The sequence below is a fragment of the Paenibacillus sp. S28 genome (assembly GCF_016624415.1).
Taxonomy (GTDB): Bacteria; Bacillota; Bacilli; order Paenibacillales; family Paenibacillaceae; genus Paenibacillus_AQ; species Paenibacillus_AQ favisporus.
In genome coordinates, this window is sequence record NZ_JACVTM010000007.1 from 20,577 (window position 1) to 42,626 (window position 22,050).

Genomic DNA, 22,050 nt, shown 5'->3' on the forward strand with positions numbered 1-22,050 from the left:
TCACTAAATCTAATCTCTAGGATAGTTAATTTCCATGATATCCATAAAAGGGACCTTGGTAATAACTCCATCCTTTTTGATGTGTACTTTTCCAGTCCGAGAGTCCATTTGATCTATCTGACCCCTTACTGGCTCATCCCATCCCCACACAGTAAGTAGAATTTCTGACCCTTCTTGATAAGCCTCTGTAAGCTGATTGCCTATCTCCTCTAATACAAATTCATCCCTTGTCGGTCTCTTGGGAGCTTTTGATTTGACCATCGGTCTCTCCTCCTCGTTGTAAAATGAGCAGTCCGCATAGGAGCGCTCCAATACATTAATAACTAGTATAATGTTACATTACAAAGCTACTTAAGAACAGCGTTACGCAAATCTACAATATTACTGATATAACAAAGCCCATTAATAAAAAAGGATTTGCGCCATTTACCCGCCCATGAATCCCACAAAAAGCGATTATTTGGGTAAGCGATAACTAAAATAATGTCGATATAAAAACCATACAGTCACTGTCGTTTAAGGCAGAAGGAATACCCAACATTCCCACAGAGCAATTACGAGAAGGTGGTAAATCGAGAACTTGATGGCGCTTTCTGCATAGGCGAATATGATTTGTCTCATATGCAAGTCGGATATGAACTGCAAGAGCAAGTTGTCCTGCTGACGAATGTGCAAGCGCAGGAAGCGCCTGCTTTGACCGATTTGGCGAATGCAGCACGGCTCGTCTTTCCAGTGGGTTGTCAGATACGAGCCGTGAATGAAGATTGGCTGCTGAGCGAGGGCGTGACACTCTTGAATAAGATTGAAGTCAACACGATCCATACGATGCTGAACTGCGTGCGTGACGGAATCGGTTACGCAATGGTTACCCATTCCGTCGTTGCTCCAGATGACGACCGGATTCGGGTTCATCCCGTCCCGGAACTGTACAGGTTTGTGACGACACGTTTGATCGCACGTAAAGAGCCGTTCCGGAACAAAACGTTCGCCGCTTTTGCAGTATACGTCAGAGCAGCGGGGTGCGAAGCATGAATTTGCCCTTGAACATGTAATTCGACTTTTTCCTAGAAAGTTGATCCTATTCCTTTACTACATGCTAAACTTCCTCGTGTATATTCTTGTCGTCTTACATTTTTTATCCTCCTTTTAAAAATGATGTAACGTCATCTCGGCTTTCTGTGGCTTGATATCCCCCACATTCAGTATCCAGGACTTCCGGATATGATGATCCCAGGACTTGCTGAGCTCCTCCCCATTAAGGCAAGGGGTATTGACTGAGTCACAAATAGCTTTGGTCGACCGGAGCCCATTAGGAAACGGGATGGTATAACCCAATGAGATCATTCTGTTCCGGATCCCTTCTATTTACCGTGGGAGTGAGGTGTGATACATTCCTTCGTACTGTTCTCTTCCGGATTTGCGGTTCCTGATGATTGCGTAGTCAGTGTATTGGTTTCTTTTAGTCCTTCTTTTATGATTACTTGTTGTCTGGCGAAGTCATAAATCAGAAAGCACGTTCCGATGAGAAGCAAGATAACGGCAATAATTCTACGCATGTTTTCTCCTCCCGCGTTGCTACTGTATTCTAATCGAACGTAAGATTTAAGTGGTTAAAACAAATAGAGGCTGCCTCGTAATAAATCGTGCAGCCCCTATAATCTTTCGTCGTTGCGTTAATGGTTAATTAAAGAATCTGGTTGAGTAATATGTGGAGTTTGGTTCGAGACGGCTGGATAAGTCGGAAAAATAAAGGTTATTCATATTTTGATTCGATTACTTAACGATAGTGGATATATTTACTTCTTTTATAATAGAGTATTCGGCGATACGTTACCCCATCCTTCAGTTTAAGGAAATGAGACATTGCCGGATAAAGATTGGCTTCAATAATGGAAACACGCCCATACGGATCAGTTGCAATATCCAGGCCATAAATTCGGTGTCCGGGGAACAATGCGTTTAATCTTTTCGCGGAACGAAGCGAAACCTTATCGATTTGGTATTCTAATGCGGCTATAGGCAAGTGTCCGATGGAAGAATGTTGGATGCCCGGCTTAAACCTAAGCAGTTGTCCATGACTCCGCGTATTGTTGGACACAACGTACCCTTTGCCTGCCACCTTGATTACCTTTCCTGTAACTACCCATCTTGAAGAATGTTTTTTCCGTTGAACGATGACTCTCATATCAAAGGGACGATTATTTATGGTCGGCCGAGTAATTCTCTGTTGAACCATATAGGCGGCAGACCTGATTATTCTTTTAATATACCGATAGGTATTCTCTCTTCCCTGTTTCACCGTTTCCATACGCTCGTAATGGATGGCATAATTGTCATTCCCCAAATCTGAGACTTGAATGACGCCCCGTCCGCGGCTCCCCCAAACGGGTTTAACAATGACATGCCGGTATTTTCCCAAAAGCGTCCAGAAGGAATGTGGACTCATCTTCCGCGTTTCAGGTAAATAAGGAGCAAGGGGGGGATACCTTTTCAAAAACAAATATTTTAACCATTTATTTTTTGTTACCGATCCCATTGGACTCCACCTTTCACTTGTTCACTTCAATGCCATCCAGAAAATCTTCAAGCAATTCCAAAAAATACTCGATATCCTTGGACGTAATGTCCCCGATATTGGCAATTCGGAACGTCTTTAGTCCCTCCAATTTGCCGGGGTAAACCATAATGCCTTTGCTATAGAAAAAATCATGCATGGATTGGAAGTCAAAATCTGGATAAGGTTCATGAATGGATGTAATCAGCTTGGAGTGATGCGCTTCGGGGACCAAATAGGATAAATCCAGCCTTGTTAGACCGGTGATTAAAGTTTTCCAGGATGCCATGTATCTTTCGTAACGTTTTGCCACACCCTCCTGCTTTAATTCTTCGATGGCCTGCCTAAGCGCATACAATGCCTGTACCGGCGGTGTAAACCGCATTTGCGCATGTTCTGCAAAATATTGATATTGGGCGTACAAGTTCAAATAATAGCTTCTGGGTTTCCTGTCCTTCAAACTCTCCAACTTACTTTTCTCAGCGATTACGAACGAAACCCCGGGCAATCCCTGCAGATTCTTGTTCGAACTGGATGCCAAAAAGGAAATGTTCATTTCCTTCAGGTCAATCGGAACGGCAGCAAATGAACTCATGGCATCTACCATCATGTCGATATGATACTTTTGGCATAATACCCCAAGTTCCTTCACATTGTTCAGAAGGCCGGTCGTCGTCTCGTGATGCACGACGGCAAGATGGGATATCTTTCGTCCGGAAGATTGAATGCAACGCTCTAAGTCAGCCAAATGAATCGCATCGTCAAAGGGACTTTTAAATTCCAAATAATCGATTCCATAAACCGCGGCGATTTCGCACATCCGTTTTCCATAAGCGCCATTATTAACAATAACTACAGCTTCATTTCCAGGGACGGAACTGATCATCGATTCAACGGCTGCAGTGCCCGACCCACCAAATAATATGGTCTGATAATGGTTCGGGTCCGCAACCAAACAGGTAAGCTCTGTGGAAATATGCTCCATGATTTCGCCAAACTCGGCTTCACGGGGACATATATCCGGAACCACCTGTGACCATTTCACGCTATCCGTAGTCGTTGCCGGACCTGGAGTAAGCAAAATGTTTCTCTTTACGGTAGAACTCATGAACCATCCACTTCCTTGATCATTAAGGGGTCGTTTTTGATAAATCGCTCCAGACGTTCTTTTACTTCATGAGGCTTTATGCTTGGGCGAGCAAGTTGATCTTTGGACTGCATGGATATTTTCATATAAAGGAAGGTAAGACCTTTAATCTTTTTCCATTCTTGTAAACTGGCCTTCAGCTCTTCGAGGTTGTGGACATGGATTGCCCTCGTATAACCGCAGGAAGCGGCAATGTTCACGAAATCAATATTATGGGATACCGTGCTTTGCCCTCCTGTTGATTCGTGAGCGTTATTATCGAGAAGAATATGAATCATGTTATTGGGGCTGTAATACCCATTTGTCGCAAGACTTCCCATGCGCATCAATAAAGAGCCGTCTCCGTCAATCACGACAATATTCTTGCCAGGCTGACTTAGGGAAAGCCCAAGTCCAAAAGAACTGACGCACCCCATAGAGCCGACCATGTACAGATTGTTGCTTGCATCTTCTATTTCATACAATTCCCGTCCTGTTTTGCCTGTGGTTGCAAGCTGAATCGTATCACCGTCTTTCACCGAATTGATTACAGCTAATGCCTCATGCCGCGCAGGCATCTGATTGTCTTTATGGGCACACCGTAGAATCCGGTTTGAACGAATGGAGTTTTGCTGCTTTTTCAAAGGCTCTGCGTCAAAGGTCCCTTTCTTGACTACAAAGAAAAATGGCCGATTCCGGGAAATTTGCTCATTGGCCTGAATCAGCTGTTTCTTGGCCTCTTCCAAATCTCCGGATAGATATTGCCATTCCACGTCCATCAATTCCAGCAGATTCGTCGTGATCTTGCCCATAAGCTCATGTTGGGGCTCATCAGGAACCCCTGGCTCTCCGCGAAGGCTGACAAATCCCAGCAACGGAATTCGAAAGGGGTAGATTAAGGATGTTAACGGCGAAACAGCGTTGGTTAGCCCTGAATTTTGCATGAGTACAACGGATTTTTGCCCCCCTATATAAGCCGCGGATGCGATGGCCACCGCATCACCTTCGTTGGCTGCTGCAACATAATCGAATTCGTTGATGGAGTAATTGATTAAACTTTTCAGGTAGGAGCAAGGTACACCGCTGAAAAAAGTAAATCCTAATTTCCGGAGTTCTTCCCCAAATATCTTCGTATCCATTATATCCCCTCATTCGAGTCGGACTGTGTTGCCGGGAGATATCGTTGTTCCGCAGCTTCCAGCTCTTCAGCCCCTTGAAGCCTAAAAACTTCTTCCAGCGTTGCAACTTCCTTTTCGATTTGAACAAGACTTTCATCCTGATAAATTCTGCGGGATACCTGTTCCATCGCTTGAATGGATGATCGCAAATTATGGTTCGCCCATATAACAAGGCTAATCCCCAGCTCCCGAAGCTTGTCGGTTGGAGTCAAATAATACTTTGTAGGTACGATAACTACGGGCAATCTTCCCGCCCATTCCTTCATGAATGCCTCAATTTCCGTGATGTCCGGCCTCTTGCTGTGTATGAGAACAGCGTCGGCGCCTGCCTTCCGGTACGCTTCCGCCCGCCGCAGCGCTTCGCCAAGTCCCCTCCCTGTAATAAAGGCTTCCACTCTGGCTACAACTATAAAATCGTCGTCGGTTTGCGCGTCTTTCATGGCCTTGATTTTACCGCAAAATTCATCGATATCGGCCATCGGCTGCAATTGTCCGTTTAAGAATGAGTTCGTTTTGGGAAATTGCTTATCTTCGATACAAACCCCTGCAATATCCCGTTGCTCCAGCTTTTTGACCAGGCGTCTTGCATTATTGAAGTTGCCATACCCCGTATCCCCGTCCAGCAGAATCGGGATGGACGTCGCATCACTCATGAATTCAAGAACATCCAACACCTGGGTCCAGGAGGCTTCGTTATTGTCTCTTACTCCCATCGCTGCAGAGATGGATAATCCGCTCGCCCAAATCCCCCTAAATCCCGCCTCCTCAACAATTTTGGCAGACAAACCATTATGAGCTTCCATAATAAATTCCAGTTTTTTGGAGTTGATCAAGTTTCTAAGCTTCTTTGTTTTTTTCATTGAAACTTTGCTCCTTCCCTTTAAAATAATCAATATAGAGCTTAGATCCTCATGGATCGTTTGTTTTCCATAATGGTTCTGATCATCGTGTGATCGGAGAGTTGAGTAAACAACATATGGCCCGGATGTGAGTTAGCTTCAATGATCCAAATGTGGCCGTTCTTGTCTAGGGCAAGATCAACCCCTAATTCATGAATCGAGTGCCATTTATTAACCGTTTCGGCAATGGTAATGGATAATTGTTCTATTTTACGAAAACAGGCGTCCACTTTGGAGTGGTCATTCTGAAAAAGACTCATGAGGACCCTTCGTAAAGGTTCCGCATGCCCTCCTTTATGATAATTGGTCACAAATTTATGTGGGGCGGCAACACGGGCCGCCATACCCGAAATGATCCATTTGCTCTTTGGCTTCTGCAGGTATACACGGATATCAAAAATTTTCCCATGATACTTCTCTAATCGTAGGTCTTTCTGCACTAGATACCGATGCCTTGATTTCCGGTACGAGCGAATCGCTTTTAAGACAGAGGAACGTCCCGCAATCTTCAGACTTGAACCGCAACGAACCTCAAATCCCCTTCCCAATCTCTTCACACGGATAATTCCGCTACCACCGCTCCCGTGATTAGGTTTTATAAAGACAGAGGGGTATATTTGGAGCATCCGTAAAATCCTTGTTTCCGTCATCCAGACAGTTTCAGGCAAATGTGGACGCAAGACAGGGACCTGTAACATTTCCCTATACTTCTTCATTTTTCCAATGGTCATTAACATCCCCTTCTCATGTTGGGATCCAGATACAAAGAGCATATTCATTAAAAAGCCCTGCTGTGTAGACTAACTTCCCATAAAGGAAAATAATACAATCACTCTCGCCGAAATTTATGATTACGTTCCAGAAAACAAAAAAGGCACCGAACACGGTGCAATTCAGATCTAAAAAAACAACATGCTTATGTATTTGTATCTAATGAAGAGCTAGCCTCACAATATCATCTGAAGACTTGAATTGATAAAAACCCTGTTCCATTAAAAAAGGACAGGGTTTCTAACCATCTGTGAGCTACATTCGAGGCTCTGTTTCTGTATACTATTCTCCCCTTGCTCTCTGAATCCGATCTAACGGAAGCTCTCCCATGCCAGGAAACATGTTATTGTATTTTCGCATGAGAAACTTGTGTAGTTTGAGGTTGTATTAGTTAGGCAGAGATGCTGCAGAAGCTTGTCCATTGTTAGGAATGACGCGGCGTGCACTCACAAAGTTACGATCCCATGCGCTTCCTGCAAAATTGGAAATCGTAACGCCTATGCCGACCCGGTAGGTATGCAGCAATTGTCCGTTACCCATATAAATACTTACGTGATTAATAACCCCATCCCGATTTGTATCTGAAAAAACTAAATCTCCCGGCTGCAGCTGATCTTTGGAAACTGGCGTACCTACTTTAGACTGCTGTCTCGAGGATCGGGGAAGATCGATTCCATTTTGCTTGAAAATATATTGAGTGAAAGAAGAACAATCGAACTCATCCGTTCGCCCAGTTGGGGCACCGAACTGATAACGAACGCCTAGGAATTGTTTGCCTGTTTTTATTACACTATCCGCAATGGAACTTGCGGACGAAGTAGCAGCATGCGCAGGCTGTGCAGGAAGCAGCATGCTTCCGGATAAAACAATGGAAAGACTTAGACCCACTCCAGTTAAAACTTTGACGATTCGGCTTCTCTTGATGTTGTTCGTGTTGTTATTCATAAAGTCCTCCCTAAAGATTTTGTTGTGGCCCAAGAGCCAAGTGACACGTAACCCTACTCAATCATTTATAAACTACAGAAATATAAAATTCAATAGAAAAATTAAAAAAATGTAACCTGTTAAAATTATACAATTATTTATTGTGATATTCTTGTATCCACTTTTCGGCGTTTTTTTCAAAATCCACCCAATCAAAAAGCGTTGCCATAACGGCATCGCTTACATTCTCCGTGCGCAGGTCTTTTATTAGGAATTGGAAACGCAATATGTGTGGAGGACGTAGCCCAAGCGAAGGCGCGGGGGCCACCTTTATTTGTTGAGCTAAGGGTAGAATACTTCCAATATGTATTAATATCTTCGCTGGTAACGTATCTTTGGACGGTTACATTGAGGACGAGCACGGCAACATCGATGGGACCATCTCCGATGACGAGGTGTTTGCGTTCTGGACGGACTTCGAGCGGCCAATTGGCACCTACTTATGCGGAAGTCGAATCTACGAGTCGATGGTGTACTGGGAGACAGCGAGCATTGCCGGACAACTTCCGCATGCGGCTCGAGCTGCTTGGTGAGCGCCGCTTCCGAAGCGGCGCTGTTCATCTTCACTACCGTATGATCGTCTGACCGCTACGCTAGGGTGAAATTCAGGAGATACGCTTTGGGGCTTACTATTATCAAGTGAAATTACGGAAGCCGCTGTGCCAATATTAGTAATTCATCGTCAAGCAAGCACATTTTCATGTTTGAGTTTAATTGATATTTGGCATCATGAAAAATTTCTAGGCTCGCTACGTCTTTAATGTCCTCGTGTAGAGCAATGTCTCGTTTCATATTCTTCTAATTTTTTTAGGAATGAGCTGATTCTCCGCTCACTTTCAAGTGCCCACTGTAACCGACTTTCTGTAAACGGAATTCTCTTGAAGGGGGAAAGCACTAAATAAGTCGTAAACGGAAATCGTAACCAGACACGAATAAGTTCATAATCCATTTTTTTTAGGTTCGCTACCTTGCGGTAACCATCCAAAATTGCTTTTGCGATCGAAAAATCCCAACGGTAATCTTTGCTGGAATTATAAATAACCCGATATAAGTCATAAGCGCGAAGATCGACATGCAAGGTTTCGAAATCAATAAGGTACGTCCCTTTATCATTCATAATAAAATTACTCGGCCCACCATCCCCATGACACAAGACTCCGTATTGTCGGGGACTTTGTCGGTAAACCTCATATCTGCTGCTTCGCAGCAATGCTTTTGCTTGATTTGCATAACGCAGAATCTCTGGTCCATGCCGTTGGATAAATCGACTAATAGGCACACTAAAGCTATTTGTTTTTGCTTTTGAAATCTTATTTTGAATATATCGTTGCCGTTTATCCAGTTTGGAATACCATGTCCCGATCTCGCTTTGGGAAATTTCTCCCTTAAGCGCGGTTTGCCCTGCTTTATGAAACCTGGCTAATGCAATGCCACATGACCGCATATCCGCAAGTGAACGCGGAGAAGGTTCTCTCCCGTAAATCCAAGGCGTCAGTACGAAGAGCTCCCCCTTCTGAGAGATTGCATGAGGTTTTCGACCTTCCGGGGTTTGGGGATTACGCCAAGCAAGGAGTGGACCGTTACGCTGGACGTGCATTAACATTCGATCAATCCATCGTAACCGCGCAATCTGTTTAGGCATACGCTTCAAGCTGTATTTTCGCCCCTCCGCAGTCACAATTTGATATATTCCTTCACGGATACGTTTTTGTGCACTTGCCTTGATCCCAAACTGTTTCACTATCTTTTTAACATGGGTTGTAGAGTATTCACTCATGCTATGGCTTCCCCCGCTTCAATTCCGAAAATATTGAAAGGTATTTCCTGGCTATTACAGGCCATTTGTACTGGGCTGCAGTAGTACGGGCATGGATTGTTCGCTTTCTTGATTGTTCTGGGTTATTCCAAAATTCCTTGATGGCTCGGGCAATATGGGCGGTATCAACTGAATGAATGATTTTGGCGTTTTGGGGGGTTACAAATTCCTTCATGCCCCCAGATGTTGTAGAAATAAGCGGAACGCCGTTTGCCATAGCTTCCAGTGCGACCAAGCAGAACGATTCCTTTTTACTAGGATTAATTACGGCTCCATAAGAACCGTACATCCGTTGAACTGTTTTGTGTGGGGTTTTTTCGGCCCAACGAATTCGCTTCTCGACCCCAGCTTGTTTTGCCAAGGAGCGCAGCTTGTTCCTATAACTCGCTTTACCGCTTCCAACAATAGTTAAATGGATTTTGCTATTTTCCTGGGCTAAAAGGCCAACAGCTTTAATTAAGGGCTCAACTCCTTTTGATGGAATCAATCTTCCTACATAAAGCAATTTATGCGCAAAGCCTATTGTTGAACCCTTCGTGACATGAACAACGCCGTGGGGGATAACGATCATCTTATTTCCGTCAATTCGAGGATAAAGCCTCCTTGTTACTTTGGCCTGCCAGCGGCTCGGTACAATAATTCGATTTGCAGCGCGTATCAGTGTGGTCTGTTGTTTACCAGGAAGCGAAGAAATGCCTTGTGATGCCAATGAATGACAGGTGTAGACGATAGGGAGATCAAATCGCTCTCCTGCTGCCTTGGCAGTATACGCAAATTCCGTACTATGCACATGAATAATATCAGGTTTGCCTCCCCCCTTAGCGAATGCGCTCTTTATGATGACTTCGGCTATAAATGAATGCTTGGCTCGATTAAAATACTTTGAATTTTTGGGAAATCTGAGAATGCGCAAATTGCCATAAGTATTTGATGTCGTTAATCGATCCGAATTCCCGGGGCACAGAACCGTTACTTTTGCACCAAGTTTGCTCAACATTCTCGTGAGCTGGGTAGCGACGATCCCTAGTCCTCCTACAATTTCAGGTTCAAACTCATTTGTCATGACCCATATTTTTAGTTTACTCTCGTCCCCCATTTTCCCCCTCCTAAGCGATGAGTTCTAAATACATATTATGTTGCCCGATCATTTTGGTTAGTTAATAAATGTGTATGCATGGGCCTAAGACTGATCTGGATTCCTTCATTTTTCAGATCATAATTTGCAATAAAAAACCGTGATTTTCTTTGGAGTCGCTTCAATATATCCTTAAGTCCAATAAAAAAAGCCACAATATTAGCGGCTTAAACATCTTCAGAAGCCCTAACGCGGTAGTGATGGATTCCCCGATAGACTTCATTGTATTTAGAATCGTGACCCTATTTGCACCCTCATTCATGATCAAGATTTCATCAGACCAGCTTCACGTAAGAAGTGCTGTACCACTTGCATCTGATATTCAATCCTTGTATTCATTTTAAGGCTCCAGCATGTTTCGACTGTTACCGCATTGGCATAAATTCGCTCTGCCGCAGCTGTACGAGAAGAGCCTTTAAGTTTGTGCAGCCGAATGTGAAACCGGTGGGAAGGACGAGTAACAATCCCGTTTATCTGTTTGATAATCTTCCGGACAATGGGAATAGAAGCGTTTCCTGGGTTCGTGATTAACGTCTGACCTAGTACATCTTTGCTTTTTGATGATAAACCATTTGCTTCATGAAGATCCAGATACCAGGCTGGTTTATATTTTTGCATAATACTAAACAAAGCGCGGGACATCTCCTGTGTTGCTTTTCGGTTCTGCCCGCGTGGAAATGTACGGTTCAGGTCCGGCGTGCCCCGGACTCTTTTCTTGAAAGCAGGTTGGTTTGCAACAGGGACTACAATCAGACTCCCACTAATGATTGTCAACTCCTGATTTCTCAGCTGCTTGACCAATTTCTGTGCTGCGCGAATACTACCCACTTCCTTGCCGTGGATGCCAGCCACAATCATAACTGTCGGACCAGGGAGTTCCCCATGGAACAGGTGAAGCCATGTTTCAAATGGTGTGCCTTTGGCGAGCTTTTGTCTTTCTGTCAGCATAAGATTCACCACCCCTATTGCATTTTGGAAAAGTACAGGCTGGATCAGGTTTCAGCAAATATTTCGGTCCTCTGCAAGCTACTCATTACGCATAAAGCTCCCAATTAAACAACAAAAATATGTCATTAAAAGGCTGCACTTGAAATTCCAATGGTCGTTAATGGGGTACACATTGGATTGGCAGCTTTTTAATAGAGATTTAAAAATAATATTAAAAGGTGATATTACTATATATAAATTCAAACTGCTTTGATTGTGCCTTTCACTAGGTTCATAATATTTTGGGGAGTTAAATCTACTCCTACCCTGACTTATTTCAGTACCTTCTCTTCTTAGGTTCATGAAAAGGGCACTAGTCCGAAGCCATCATCACTCAAGTGACATATTCTAATTAAGATTATTAACTCGGGAAAAGGATAAGATTCGGTAGTTAGGGGGGAGTGAGAATGAATATTTTAATGTTGGTATCACGGCTGAATATTGGGGGAACAGAAAAACATATTCTTTCTTTATCCCGATATTTACTAACTCGTGGAATCCGGGTTGCTGTTGCAGCTAAAGGAGGACCTCTTACTGACTCATTTAAAAAAGCGGGGATTTCGCTTCATATACTGCCAACTGGGAAGAAATCCGAAAAGGTATCCTTTTTGTCTTCGATCATTGTTAAAGGAAGATACAATCTAATCCACGCTCATGATTCCAACTCATTTAAACTCGCAGCAGCCCTATCCAAAAAACAAAACATTCCTTTGATCGTTACCGTACATGGCACTTATCATCGCCAGGATGCCTTATTAGCTGCGGCAAGAATGTCAAAACGTGTGATTGCGGTTTCACCCAAGCTCCCCAAGTGGTTGGCAAATCATAAAATTCCTATGTACAAGATCAGGATGATCCCTAATGGGATTGAAACAGCAACGTTCCGTCCTATATTGAATAAAAATTACTCGAGAAAGGCTCTTCATTTACCATCAACTGCCCAAATTCTTGTGTACGCTGGAAGATTCTCATCTGATAAATATCCCATAGCTAGAAAAGTGATCCAAGCAGCAGAACGAATTGCTAAAAATAATAGTCAGTTTATAGCTGTTTTAGTTGGTCCCGGATCCCGCCGCACTGATTTGAATCAGCTTGCAGCTAAAGCCAATCATCGTCTTGGTCGAACAGCTGTCATCATTCGTCCCCCAATGTCTAGTATCCAACTTGCTTACTTTGCCGCAGATGTCGTAATAGGAACGGGGCGTGTTGCACTTGAAGCTTTGGCTTGTGCAAAACCCGTTATTTCTGCAGGTGTTGCAGGATACTGTGGTATTGTTCAGCAAAAAAACATGAATAAGTTGATTCAATGTCACTTCGGCGATCATGGAGCAGTTGCACCTATCTTAACCAAAAAGCTCTCATCTGATATAAACAGTTTGTTAAGTCATCCAAACAGAGCCAGGGAATTTGGGAAAGTCGGCATGAAAACAGTTAAGCAGCAATATTCCATTAATAAAGTTGGTGCTCGATTACTTCAACTATATAAAGAGGTAGACAGCAGAAACCATCGGTAGTTCCTTTTTATCGGTTTGCCTGTTCTCTTGCTTTGAGGTGAAGGTGGGTTCCGATAGCGGTTGCCTGGCGCAAGTAAAGGACATAGGGGTCGTCAACAGAAGAGTTGTGTTATCATTTTCAAGCTCAATCATTCATTATTTCAACATAATCTGGATGCATTGTATAGTTGAAAAACCATTATGTTACGCGGCTTTAAGCGTGTATGTTCTTGTCATCTTACAGTAAATTTGCGTCTAACTATGCATTTTGGCAAAAGATGGCGTTCAAACTTTGCAGTCTGAACAAAAGACCTTATAATAACAAAAAAAGCGAGCTCCCAAGACAACGGGGGCTCGCTTTTGTACGTTATTCGGTTTGATTTTAATAAGTTGCAATTGATTGCAATTATGTCTACTTATGGAGTGACTCCGTTTTCTCCTCAGCAGTGCGGTTACGCAAATACTCCTGCATGAGAAGATCGCGTTCTTTTAAGTTCTTTCTCGTTATGAGGAGGGACTGCAAGAACAATTCTCTTTGCTCATTTGGCTTCACCTTTTCCAAAATAACGCTTAAGAAGTTTATTTGAATAACGCCGTTATATCGTATAACCGGCCGTTCGCTGGAACAGCGGCTCCTCCCTTCCAAGTACTTTGTTGAGGATCAAATTTTCATAATAAGCAAAACCACTATCTCTTTCACGTGGTCGGTCCAGCGCAATTCGCTTATCCAATGAAATGACCCCATCTTCAATCAGAATTACCCTGTCAGCCAAGGCAACCGCTTCGCTGACGTCATGCGTGACGAGAATGACGGTGAAGCCCTGCTCAAGCCAGAGCCGTTCGATCAACTGCTGCATTTCAATCCGAGTCAATGCGTCCAAGGCGCCTAGCGGTTCATCCAGCAGCAAAAGGGTAGGCTTACTTGCCAGTGCCCGTGCCAGTGCAACGCGCTGCTTCTGTCCGCCGGAAAGAAAATGCGGCCAATCATCCTCTCGTTCTGATAGACCGACTAGGTTTAGCGCTTCCGCAGCCTTAGCTTTATCTTTTCCCGGAGTACCGATCCTCACATTTTGCAATACAGTTTTCCATGGAAGGAGTCTTGCCTCCTGAAACAATACCCTTGTATGCCCGCTCCCAGAAGTAGCAGGATCATTCTCGTTGATGGAAATGAGTCCTTCCGACGGCTGCTCCAACCCGGCAATCAGCCGGAGCAGTGTACTTTTGCCACAACCGCTCCGCCCGACGACGGCGATAAACTCTCCGCGTTCAATCGTCAGATCAACTTGCTGCAGAATCCGCTTTTCACCAAAATATTTGCGGACATGGTTTAGGCACAGCATTGCTCCCTTTCCGATTTCAGACACCGCATTACACCCCCTTTTACTTTTTGGCCACACTATAATTCGGGTTCCACTGGAGTAGCCATCGTTCCAATCCCTTGGCGATGCTATCTGAAAGCTTGCCCAACAGCGCATAAATGATAATGCTAAGAACGGTAATATCGAGCTGCATAAACTCTCTGGCGTTCATGGCCATATAACCGATGCCCGAGTCTGCGGCCACCGTCTCGGCCACAATAAGCGTCAGCCACATAATACCGAGTGAATAACGGATTCCCACCAGAATGGAAGGCAGTGCACCCGGGAGAATGACTTCCTTGTACAGATCGAGGCCCTTCAGTCCATAGACCTTGGCCATTTCGATCAGCCCCCGGTCTATTGACCTTATTCCGTGGAAGGTATTGAGATAGATAGGAAAAAACACGCCGAGGGACACGAGCAGCAGCTTAACTTCCTCACCAATCCCAAACCACATGATCACCAAAGGAATTAGTGCCAAGTGCGGCACATTCCGGATCATCTGCACCGAGGAATCCATTAGAATCTCCGCTTTAGAGGAGAAGCCATTGATTAACCCGAGAACAAAGCCAATTCCGCCCCCAATCAAAAATCCAAGCAAGGCCCGCCTTGCACTGATCGCAATATTATCAAGCAGCACGCCGCTTTTAACAGAAACAATAAGCTCTTTAACGACTTGCAGCGGCTGCGGAAGTTTATTCGCCGGGATGATCCCAGTAACGGTCAGAACATGCCAGGCCAAAAGAAGAACGACAGGCAGCAGCCAAGGGGTAATGGGCGAGACCCAAAAGTTGTATTTGATTTTTGGTTTACTCATAGTTTGGCGGCTCCTTTCAAATGGAACGGCTGGCTAATAACAATTACCAGCCCTATTCCGCTTTTTTTTTCAGAATTACTTTTTATTTAATCATTTGAGTAAAGGCATCGCTCCAGAGCGACTTCACGTCCACCTTTTTCGTCAGCAGCCCTACAGATTGAAGTGTATCTGCGACATCCTGCTGCGAGGCGATAGCCTCATCTGAAATGGCAGTTACCTTTGTTGGCCGCTGCTCCTGGCTGTTTTTCAACGTTTCAAGCGCCTGTTCAAGCGGTTGCTTTGTATTTTCAGCTACGATTTCTGCCCATTTTTTCTGATTATTGTGGATCCACTCATTATATTGATTTAAACGGTTCAGAAAATCGGCAATCGCTGCATGTTTGGCTGGATCAGCAATATCCGCCTTAGTCGTAATCACCGGGAAATTGCCTGACAATATGTCCTTAGCGCTGGCCAGCGTCGTCGCCCCGTTCTGGTGAGCCGAAATAATGGCATTGCCATAGCTTGCCAGCGCATCCACACTCCCGCCGATCAGAGCGCTAAGTCCATCGGATGTTGAGAGCGCGACAGGCTCAATATCGCTCCAGCTTAGTCCTGCTTCTTCCAGCATCTTTACGAGAAAATAATGGGCTGTCGTGCTTTTAACATAGGCGACCTTCTTACCTTTCAGATCCGATACCTGTCTTACAGTTGAACCCTTTGGAATCACGAGTTCTTGTTCCAGCGTATCGGATTTCTGGATGGCGATGATTTGGAGGTTACCTCCATCCGCGGCTTGACTGGCAAAGATCGGTGGAATTTCGCTGGTAAGCGCGATATCTAAATGGTCTCCCGCCATCGCTTCCAACTGCAGATTCCCACCCTGAAAAACGCTAAACTCCACTTTGTACGGTGTGTCGTCCAAACCCGCCTCTTTAAATCCAGCCTCCAGATTTCCCCACCCCGTCTGTCCGACCTTTAAGGTGACTTTGCTCACATCTGGCGAACCTGCCGCAGCAGCAGCTTCCGCTTCATTTCCGGATCTATTTTTCTCATTTCCGCAAGCGGCCAGGATGACGGCTATGACGAAAGGTAATACGACAGATAGAATTGACAGCTTTCTCTTGTTCACAATAGGTTCTCCTCTCTATGTCTATTAGGATACAGGTGATGCCAGTCCTATAACCCGTTTGCCCGTAAGGTCAGCCTGAACAATCGCCAATGCAATCATTTCCCGATCCACAGTGAATGGCAACTTTATCGCCTGCACCTTCTCCAACGGAAACACCTTGGCTATGGCTTCCGCATGTTGCTCCGCATTTCCCCAAAATCCCAACTGCTCTAGAGTAACCGGCAGGTGGAGCTTGTGCAGTTTGCCAGCCAGTTGCAGGATTTCTTCATGCGGAAGTCCCTGTAGTATCGCATGGACGATTAAGGAAAAGGCGATTTTTTCGCCGTGCAGCGTGTCTTTCGTCTCGGGAAACTGGGTAAGGCAGTCGTGAAGGGAATGGGCCAGCGCGATGCGTGGCTGTCCTCCAGTGACACTACCTACCTGTCCTGCAAGCCAGATAATGGCCTGACTAGTTTCGTGAAATGCCCAAGTAACCTCATCCTCATATGCTGCTTCGTAAGCCTCCTGCGCATATCGGTCAAGCACTTCAACAGCTAATAGGGATGTATGTACGCTAAGCCGTATATCTAGATCTGAATGAAGATTTTTCATATTAACTGCAGTCTCGTTCCATTTCACATACGTATCCGCAATACCGGATGCCAAATATCGTCTTGGGGCCGCTGCCAACACACGGGTATCCGCGAGAACCAACTGTGGGGACTGATTGAGGGGCAGATAACCTGCAGAACGTCCCTCATTATCATAAAGAACCGTCAGCGCCGACCAGGCTGCGCATGTTCCGGCCACCGTAGGCACCGTAATACTCGGCAACTCTAAGCGTTCGGCTACTGCCTTTACCACATCCAGTGCTTTGCCTCCACCAATGCCCACAACGGCTTCGTATCCTTTGCCGGATGCTACTGATACATACCGGGCAATCTGCTCCAACGTTGGATACCCGGCAAACGTATGGATTTCATACTCCGCCTTTACTTCATCAAGACTAGCTAGAAGGGGAGCCGCTGCCGTCAATGCTGTTTTGCCGCCAATAATAAGTAGCTTTCTGCCGATCAATGTAATCCTCTCTCCGCCGCTGGCGAGGATATTAGGCTTGTTAATATAGATTGCAGGGGCTTTGACGATGACCATGTAATTGACCTCCTAAAGTAAACTGGATTTTATGCATGAAACTCGATAAGGTATTGGTGTCCGGTTTTCATACAAATGTGAAAAGGTCAAAGATCCTATCGCGAATAGATAGAATAATAAGCCTCAGCCAGGCTTCGTATACCTTTTCTGATTTGCTCCTCACTGCAATGACTGAAGCAAAGTCGCAAGTATCGGGCCCCTTTTCCATCGTTGAAAAATGCATTTCCGGAAACAAAGCTTACACCTCTTCTGTGTGCCAAAGGAGCTACGGCATTTACATCCACATGTTCGCCAAATGTAACCCAGATGAAGAATCCCCCGTCTGGTACGGATACCTGGATCTCACTGCCCAGTTCTTCATGCAGAGCCCGGATCATCGTATCCCGCCGACTGCGGTAACGATCGCTCAGACGCTCTACTTGCCTATCAAAATCATAGTGTTCAAGAAGTTCCCCTACGATCTCCTGCGTAAATGGGTTAAGCTGGCTTCCCAGCGATAAAGTGGCCATGTACTGGATGATTTCTTCCGAGGCGATAACCCAGCCCAGCCGGAGTCCCGGACCCAGCGTTTTCGAAAAGGTACTGACGTAGATTACCCGTTCCGGAGCAAACGAGTACACAGCAGGGAGGGTGGTCCCATTGAAACTCAGCTCAGCGTATGCATCATCCTCCAAGATATACACATCATAATCTTTGGCTAGTTGCGCCAGCTGCCGTCTACGCCCAATAGGTAGCGTTGAGCCTGTAGGATTTTGAAAGGTTGGCATGGCGTAGATAAATTTAGGTAATTTACAGCCTTCTGCCGATGCCTTCTGTAGAGCCTCTTCAACCCGATTCACCTGCAGGCCTTCTTCATCTACAGGAAAGGAGCGGATATGTGCGCCGGCAGCTCGAAAGGATTGCAGGGCATTGAAGAAGGTCGGCGCTTCCACCCACACCTCATCCCCGGGATTTATCAGAATCCGTGCAGTCAGATCAATCCCCTGAATCGCCCCAAACACCGGAAGAAAGTTGCCCCCTTCCGCATGTAAGCCAAATTTGCGAACACGATTTAGCACCCAAGACTTGACTCTGACAGGCCCTTGAGCCCCCGAATAATGCAGCAGATCAACCCGGGCCACATGAAGTGCGGCATTAGCCGCCTCGTTTAATTCCCTGATAGGCAAGAGATCCGACGCCGGAAAACCATACGATAGATGGACATGCTCTGGTTCTGCCGATTTCGTGCCACCTATGGACGGTGGTGGTAAATGGTTGGAAAAGCGGGACGGATAAGCTAGGTTCCCCATGAATAATAACCCCCTCCTTCTAATCATCATTGAAATGTAGATTGATAAAACCAATAATTCCGATATGTTTTATGATAATCAAACAAAACCATGCTTCATAATAGAACAATCAAATATATGGATTGATTTTTTATCAGGGACATAAAAAAGGAGAGCCTTATCCAGACTTGATGATCGTCAATGCATAAGAAAAGGCACCCGTTTAGGGTGCACCCAAAGGAATCTATGTGGGGCATCTTTCTTTAGGAGTCATAATTCAGCCCAATACACAAACGGATCCGAATTTCTGATGCCTGGTTTGAAATGTATTCAAATAAGAATAAAGCGAAAGAGACATTTCCTACTGACGTAACCCCGCGGCCATTGTGGGGTATTAATTTTCTAAATGCAGGACTGCTTTTCCGCTATACTTCCGTTCCATTAATTGATCCGCTACCCGTTTGATATCTGTCCATGGTGCTTCCACCTCAATTCTGGGAATCAGTGTTCCTTCCGCGATCTGCTCAGTAAGATACCGCAAATCATCCGGTACGGAATAGCCCTTTAATTCTTCTAACAAATACAATCCATATAAAGTCGTCCGGCCCGTATGAATTAAGTTCCTTACGTCTATGGATGTAAATGGTGAGCTGGAATACCCCATCGTAACACCAACACCCTCAGGTGCCAGATGGGATAACAGACTCGCAAGCGTATTCCCGCCAACTGTGTCTATGATCAGATCATAAGGTCCAAACTGCCCTGCTCTTTCGGAAAGTTCACCAACAATAATCTGATTTGCCCCGTCTTCACGAACCAGATTAGCCCTCTCTTCCGATCTGGCTGTTCCGACCACGAATGCTCCTGTCCGGGCAGCGAGCTGATGGGCATAAACGCCAACCCCGCCCGTAGATCCAGTTATCAACACCTTTTTCCCAAGAAGAAGCCCCCTTTTTTTAAGCGCATAGAGGGCACTGAGCCCGGCGACTGGAATCGTCGATGCCTGTGCAAAAGAAACCGAATCTGGTATTTCAGACATCAAGGAAGTACGGGCAGCAATTTGTTCAGCCCATGCGCTGGAAGGGAGTAGTCCGACGACACGTCTCCCTTTTGCCGGTCCCGATCCGTCTGCTGCCTGTTCGATCACGATGCCTGAATAATCCCATCCTAGTCGTTGCTCAATGTCTCCGCTCAAGGAATCCCTGATTTCACCACGGTTTAGAGAAATGGCTTTTACTTGAACGATTGCCTCATTAGATTGGGGGATCGGCGGTTCCACTTCCTTTATAATAAGCCGCTCTGTAACTAACGGGTCTGCAATGATTGCACGTACCATGATTGCTCCTCCTCGGCGTATATTGGATAAAACCCCAAATTGACAGGGGATTTACCTAGGAGTATAATTCTCTAACATCTTTTGACCAAGAGTAAAAATACACCTCCCGGAAAGAGGAGATGAACCATGATTCATTCATCCAATGCTCATATGGAGACAAAAGTTCTTAAAGCGGTAATCGGTGAAATCGAAGCGGTCAGAAGCAAGCGCCAACAGCAATACCGCGAACTCGAGTCCCACCCGGAACTGAAACGATTTACTCAGCAAGAGCTGAACGATGTAGCCTTTACTTCGTATAAAAACATATTATCCGGCCGCTCAAGACGCATTCCAAGCCGGACGGCTATCATGGATATTGCCGATTATCTGGAGTGTACATCAGCAGAACGAAATGATCTTCTGCTTGCCGCAGGCTATATCCCGGAACATTACGAATTGGCGGGAACAGCTCTTAAACTAGCCTTAGAACAAGCCAAGCTGATCCTGAGTGGTCTTCCTCTCCCCGCCTTCATTGCGACCCACAAGTTTGATATTACCGACATGAATCCCATGTTTCAGGGTTTGTATGGCTTGAGTTATAATACACTTCACCATGGTCGTTTTAATATGATCCACAATCATTTCAGTTCCGATTTACCCATTCGCAAACGGTCCTCATTCAATGAGGAATCATTCCAGAAATGGGAGTCTCATGCCATATACGGAATTCAGACCTTTAAGCTGAATAATATGTATTTTCGTTACGACGCTTGGTATCGCGACTTACTGCAAGATTTTAACCGATATGAAGAATTTAGAACCTATTGGGATTATGAAGCGGAGTCACCTGCGGACCCTATTTCCGAGCCAAAAATGCTCCTCGCTCGTAAAGGAGAAGATTCGGAATGGTTTCCCATTCGCGTGCGCCAGATCCACATATCCGTCAGCAGCTACATGTTTCCCCGAATTGAGGCTTTTTTGCCCGAAGACCTTCCGGCGAGACACATGTTTGAATGGCTGGGTTGTCCCGTTGAATCTATGCTTGACCGTTATCAAGTGATAATCTAAATTTTGAACGGGCAATCCATTTGGCAAGAACAGAACGTAAATGGTTAAACCCAAAAAAGCCGCAGCTATGCGGCTTTTCAGCGTGTATGTTCTTGTCGTCTTACAGAAGATCAAACTAATCTTGCCACCACTCATATCGATTCCCGCATGGCTGCTGCAGGGTTTTTTTCCACGCTAATAACGGCAATGTCTCCGTGTCCCCTTCTCTTTTATCCCTTCGTTTATTCATATACCGTGCCTCCGATTTTCGAGCCGAAAACTGCGTATGCCTGCAGCGAACAATATGCCTGAAAGCGCTGCAGCCGAAAGCTTTTATTAAACTATAGTCTCCCGTTAGTTGAATAATCATTTGACTTCGACATTAATACTGCCGAACAACTTTTCATCAATATAAGCGCTAAGCTGCCAAATGCCAGGTTTCGGTAGCTTCATTGAGGATGGTAAATGTGCATCTGCACCGTTATTTGGACCGAACAATGATGTAGGATTATCAACAATAAACGGATTTATCTTCTCACCGGATTTTATATTAATGGCATCGACTTTAAATTCCCCGTCCAAATCAGCTTTACTTCCCCATAAGTGCCACATATGTTTATTAGCCTGATTCGCCACGAAATCTGGTCCCAAGATACCGATTTTCCCTTCTATGCCTTGCATTTCGATTCCTTCACTTACAAACTTTGGGCTGACTTCTGCATCTTTTTCAGAAGTATTTGAACAACCAAATAAAATTAGCAATCCAACGATTAATATGCTAGTACAAAGAAATTTCACAATAATCACTCCTCCCGTTAGCGGAGCCGCAATAGCTAATGATTTAATCTTATACGCTCTCCGTTCCATTATTTCCGACAACGTATTCTTTCCTCAAAATTCCGTATAGATCTGTAATGTGAATCCTTATCAACCACGGTAACCATATATGTTCTTGTCTTTTTCGGCCAACGAAATATGTTCTTGTCGTCGGGTTTGGACAATAACATATAGTGTTAAAACATAAAAAGTTGCTCCTACGCGGCTATTAAGCGTCTATGTT

The 22,050-nt window shown here is 44.9% G+C and carries 22 protein-coding genes; 4 read left to right on the top strand and 18 right to left on the bottom strand.

Features of this window, described 5'->3' with window-relative positions; genetic code table 11:
* Nucleotides 1-9: 9 nt before the first annotated feature.
* The gene (locus IAE55_RS17845) at nucleotides 10-261 is read right to left on the bottom strand and encodes a YolD-like family protein (RefSeq protein ID WP_145019040.1); all 252 of its coding nucleotides are present in this window, start codon (nucleotides 259-261) and stop codon (nucleotides 10-12) included.
* Nucleotides 262-564: 303 nt separating this feature from the next.
* On the opposite strand from IAE55_RS17845, the gene IAE55_RS17850 reads away from it, so the two are divergent.
* Entirely contained in the window at nucleotides 565-1,032 is a 468-nt protein-coding gene (locus IAE55_RS17850; protein ID WP_200633411.1) for a LysR substrate-binding domain-containing protein, read from the top strand.
* A 329-nt stretch (nucleotides 1,033-1,361) separates the two neighbouring features.
* Here IAE55_RS17850 and IAE55_RS17855 read toward each other — a convergent pair whose 3' ends face one another.
* The 7 genes from IAE55_RS17855 to IAE55_RS17885 form a co-directional block, all read right to left on the bottom strand.
* Nucleotides 1,362-1,556 carry a hypothetical protein gene (locus IAE55_RS17855; protein WP_200633412.1) on the bottom strand — a complete coding sequence of 65 codons (195 nt, stop codon included), beginning with the start codon at nucleotides 1,554-1,556 and terminating at the stop codon, nucleotides 1,362-1,364.
* A 221-nt stretch (nucleotides 1,557-1,777) separates the two neighbouring features.
* Complete coding sequence (locus IAE55_RS17860; RefSeq protein ID WP_200633413.1) at nucleotides 1,778-2,536, bottom strand: YheC/YheD family protein; 759 nt, start codon at nucleotides 2,534-2,536, stop codon at nucleotides 1,778-1,780.
* 13 nt (nucleotides 2,537-2,549) lie between these two features.
* On the bottom strand, nucleotides 2,550-3,662 hold the full coding sequence (locus tag IAE55_RS17865) for a 2-aminoethylphosphonate aminotransferase (protein WP_200633414.1): 1,113 nt from the start codon (nucleotides 3,660-3,662) through the stop codon (nucleotides 2,550-2,552).
* Nucleotides 3,659-4,819: a phosphonopyruvate decarboxylase gene (gene aepY, locus IAE55_RS17870; RefSeq protein WP_200633415.1), complete on the bottom strand. Its 1,161-nt coding sequence runs from the start codon at nucleotides 4,817-4,819 to the stop codon at nucleotides 3,659-3,661. The genes IAE55_RS17865 and aepY overlap by 4 nt, the downstream gene beginning before the upstream one ends.
* On the bottom strand, nucleotides 4,819-5,718 hold the full coding sequence (gene aepX / locus IAE55_RS17875) for a phosphoenolpyruvate mutase (RefSeq protein WP_145163975.1): 900 nt from the start codon (nucleotides 5,716-5,718) through the stop codon (nucleotides 4,819-4,821). Before aepX ends, aepY begins: the two co-directional genes overlap by 1 nt.
* Before the next feature lie 41 nt (nucleotides 5,719-5,759).
* Nucleotides 5,760-6,488: a YheC/YheD family protein gene (locus tag IAE55_RS17880; RefSeq protein WP_200633416.1), complete on the bottom strand. Its 729-nt coding sequence runs from the start codon at nucleotides 6,486-6,488 to the stop codon at nucleotides 5,760-5,762.
* A 427-nt stretch (nucleotides 6,489-6,915) separates the two neighbouring features.
* Nucleotides 6,916-7,473: a C40 family peptidase gene (locus IAE55_RS17885; RefSeq protein ID WP_145945672.1), complete on the bottom strand. Its 558-nt coding sequence runs from the start codon at nucleotides 7,471-7,473 to the stop codon at nucleotides 6,916-6,918.
* A gap of 374 nt (nucleotides 7,474-7,847) precedes the next feature.
* On the opposite strand from IAE55_RS17885, the gene IAE55_RS17890 reads away from it, so the two are divergent.
* A complete protein-coding gene (locus tag IAE55_RS17890; protein ID WP_200633417.1) occupies nucleotides 7,848-8,045 on the top strand; it encodes a hypothetical protein in 198 nt (65 codons plus the stop codon).
* A gap of 224 nt (nucleotides 8,046-8,269) precedes the next feature.
* On the opposite strand, the gene IAE55_RS17895 is transcribed toward IAE55_RS17890, so the two are convergent.
* The 3 genes from IAE55_RS17895 to IAE55_RS17905 form a co-directional block, all read right to left on the bottom strand.
* The gene (locus IAE55_RS17895; protein ID WP_145163923.1) at nucleotides 8,270-9,289 is read right to left on the bottom strand and encodes a phosphotransferase; all 1,020 of its coding nucleotides are present in this window, start codon (nucleotides 9,287-9,289) and stop codon (nucleotides 8,270-8,272) included.
* Nucleotide 9,290: 1 nt separating this feature from the next.
* Complete coding sequence (locus IAE55_RS17900) at nucleotides 9,291-10,424, bottom strand: glycosyltransferase family 4 protein (protein ID WP_200633418.1); 1,134 nt, start codon at nucleotides 10,422-10,424, stop codon at nucleotides 9,291-9,293.
* A gap of 303 nt (nucleotides 10,425-10,727) precedes the next feature.
* Entirely contained in the window at nucleotides 10,728-11,411 is a 684-nt protein-coding gene (locus IAE55_RS17905; protein ID WP_105446217.1) for a succinylglutamate desuccinylase/aspartoacylase family protein, read from the bottom strand.
* Between the two features lie 446 nt (nucleotides 11,412-11,857).
* Here IAE55_RS17905 and IAE55_RS17910 point away from each other — a divergent pair, with 446 nt between their 5' ends.
* Nucleotides 11,858-12,964, top strand: a complete 1,107-nt coding sequence (locus tag IAE55_RS17910; RefSeq protein WP_200633419.1) for a glycosyltransferase — start codon at nucleotides 11,858-11,860, stop codon at nucleotides 12,962-12,964.
* Nucleotides 12,965-13,539: 575 nt separating this feature from the next.
* On the opposite strand, the gene IAE55_RS17915 is transcribed toward IAE55_RS17910, so the two are convergent.
* The 6 genes from IAE55_RS17915 to IAE55_RS17940 all read right to left on the bottom strand — a co-directional run bounded on the left by IAE55_RS17915 (nucleotide 13,540) and on the right by IAE55_RS17940 (nucleotide 19,964).
* Nucleotides 13,540-14,283: an ATP-binding cassette domain-containing protein gene (locus IAE55_RS17915; protein ID WP_145163973.1), complete on the bottom strand. Its 744-nt coding sequence runs from the start codon at nucleotides 14,281-14,283 to the stop codon at nucleotides 13,540-13,542.
* A 40-nt stretch (nucleotides 14,284-14,323) separates the two neighbouring features.
* Nucleotides 14,324-15,118 (bottom strand): ABC transporter permease subunit, encoded by a 795-nt coding sequence (locus IAE55_RS17920; protein ID WP_145163915.1) that lies wholly within the window; start codon nucleotides 15,116-15,118, stop codon nucleotides 14,324-14,326.
* 82 nt (nucleotides 15,119-15,200) lie between these two features.
* Complete coding sequence (locus IAE55_RS17925) at nucleotides 15,201-16,229, bottom strand: ABC transporter substrate-binding protein (RefSeq protein ID WP_260986998.1); 1,029 nt, start codon at nucleotides 16,227-16,229, stop codon at nucleotides 15,201-15,203.
* Nucleotides 16,230-16,253: 24 nt separating this feature from the next.
* Nucleotides 16,254-17,360 carry an iron-containing alcohol dehydrogenase family protein gene (locus tag IAE55_RS17930; protein WP_145163913.1) on the bottom strand — a complete coding sequence of 369 codons (1,107 nt, stop codon included), beginning with the start codon at nucleotides 17,358-17,360 and terminating at the stop codon, nucleotides 16,254-16,256.
* Nucleotides 17,361-17,455: 95 nt separating this feature from the next.
* Nucleotides 17,456-18,649 (bottom strand): aminotransferase-like domain-containing protein, encoded by a 1,194-nt coding sequence (locus IAE55_RS17935; RefSeq protein WP_200633420.1) that lies wholly within the window; start codon nucleotides 18,647-18,649, stop codon nucleotides 17,456-17,458.
* Nucleotides 18,650-19,022: 373 nt separating this feature from the next.
* Nucleotides 19,023-19,964, bottom strand: a complete 942-nt coding sequence (locus IAE55_RS17940) for a zinc-binding dehydrogenase (protein WP_200633421.1) — start codon at nucleotides 19,962-19,964, stop codon at nucleotides 19,023-19,025.
* Between the two features lie 126 nt (nucleotides 19,965-20,090).
* Between IAE55_RS17940 and IAE55_RS17945 the strand changes: the two genes are divergently transcribed.
* Nucleotides 20,091-21,011, top strand: a complete 921-nt coding sequence (locus IAE55_RS17945; protein ID WP_200633422.1) for an MmyB family transcriptional regulator — start codon at nucleotides 20,091-20,093, stop codon at nucleotides 21,009-21,011.
* Nucleotides 21,012-21,356: 345 nt separating this feature from the next.
* Here the strand turns inward: IAE55_RS17945 and IAE55_RS17950 are convergent, their stop codons facing one another.
* Nucleotides 21,357-21,869, bottom strand: coding sequence for a DUF4871 domain-containing protein (locus IAE55_RS17950; RefSeq protein WP_200633423.1), 513 nt, complete (start codon nucleotides 21,867-21,869; stop codon nucleotides 21,357-21,359).
* Between the last annotated feature and the right edge of the window lie 181 nt (nucleotides 21,870-22,050).

Coding starts and splice junctions, on each gene's coding strand:
- IAE55_RS17845 (WP_145019040.1), bottom strand. CDS start 261: ATGGTCAAATCAAAAGCTCCCAAGAGACCGACAAGGGATGAATTTGTA.
- IAE55_RS17855 (WP_200633412.1), bottom strand. CDS start 1,556: ATGCGTAGAATTATTGCCGTTATCTTGCTTCTCATCGGAACGTGCTTT.
- IAE55_RS17860 (WP_200633413.1), bottom strand. CDS start 2,536: ATGGGATCGGTAACAAAAAATAAATGGTTAAAATATTTGTTTTTGAAA.
- IAE55_RS17865 (WP_200633414.1), bottom strand. CDS start 3,662: ATGAGTTCTACCGTAAAGAGAAACATTTTGCTTACTCCAGGTCCGGCA.
- aepY (WP_200633415.1), bottom strand. CDS start 4,819: ATGGATACGAAGATATTTGGGGAAGAACTCCGGAAATTAGGATTTACT.
- aepX (WP_145163975.1), bottom strand. CDS start 5,718: ATGAAAAAAACAAAGAAGCTTAGAAACTTGATCAACTCCAAAAAACTG.
- IAE55_RS17880 (WP_200633416.1), bottom strand. CDS start 6,488: ATGACCATTGGAAAAATGAAGAAGTATAGGGAAATGTTACAGGTCCCT.
- IAE55_RS17885 (WP_145945672.1), bottom strand. CDS start 7,473: ATGAATAACAACACGAACAACATCAAGAGAAGCCGAATCGTCAAAGTT.
- IAE55_RS17895 (WP_145163923.1), bottom strand. CDS start 9,289: ATGAGTGAATACTCTACAACCCATGTTAAAAAGATAGTGAAACAGTTT.
- IAE55_RS17900 (WP_200633418.1), bottom strand. CDS start 10,424: ATGGGGGACGAGAGTAAACTAAAAATATGGGTCATGACAAATGAGTTT.
- IAE55_RS17905 (WP_105446217.1), bottom strand. CDS start 11,411: ATGCTGACAGAAAGACAAAAGCTCGCCAAAGGCACACCATTTGAAACA.
- IAE55_RS17910 (WP_200633419.1), top strand. CDS start 11,858: ATGAATATTTTAATGTTGGTATCACGGCTGAATATTGGGGGAACAGAA.
- IAE55_RS17915 (WP_145163973.1), bottom strand. CDS start 14,283: ATGCTGTGCCTAAACCATGTCCGCAAATATTTTGGTGAAAAGCGGATT.
- IAE55_RS17920 (WP_145163915.1), bottom strand. CDS start 15,118: ATGAGTAAACCAAAAATCAAATACAACTTTTGGGTCTCGCCCATTACC.
- IAE55_RS17930 (WP_145163913.1), bottom strand. CDS start 17,360: ATGGTCATCGTCAAAGCCCCTGCAATCTATATTAACAAGCCTAATATC.
- IAE55_RS17935 (WP_200633420.1), bottom strand. CDS start 18,649: ATGGGGAACCTAGCTTATCCGTCCCGCTTTTCCAACCATTTACCACCA.
- IAE55_RS17940 (WP_200633421.1), bottom strand. CDS start 19,964: ATGGTACGTGCAATCATTGCAGACCCGTTAGTTACAGAGCGGCTTATT.
- IAE55_RS17945 (WP_200633422.1), top strand. CDS start 20,091: ATGATTCATTCATCCAATGCTCATATGGAGACAAAAGTTCTTAAAGCG.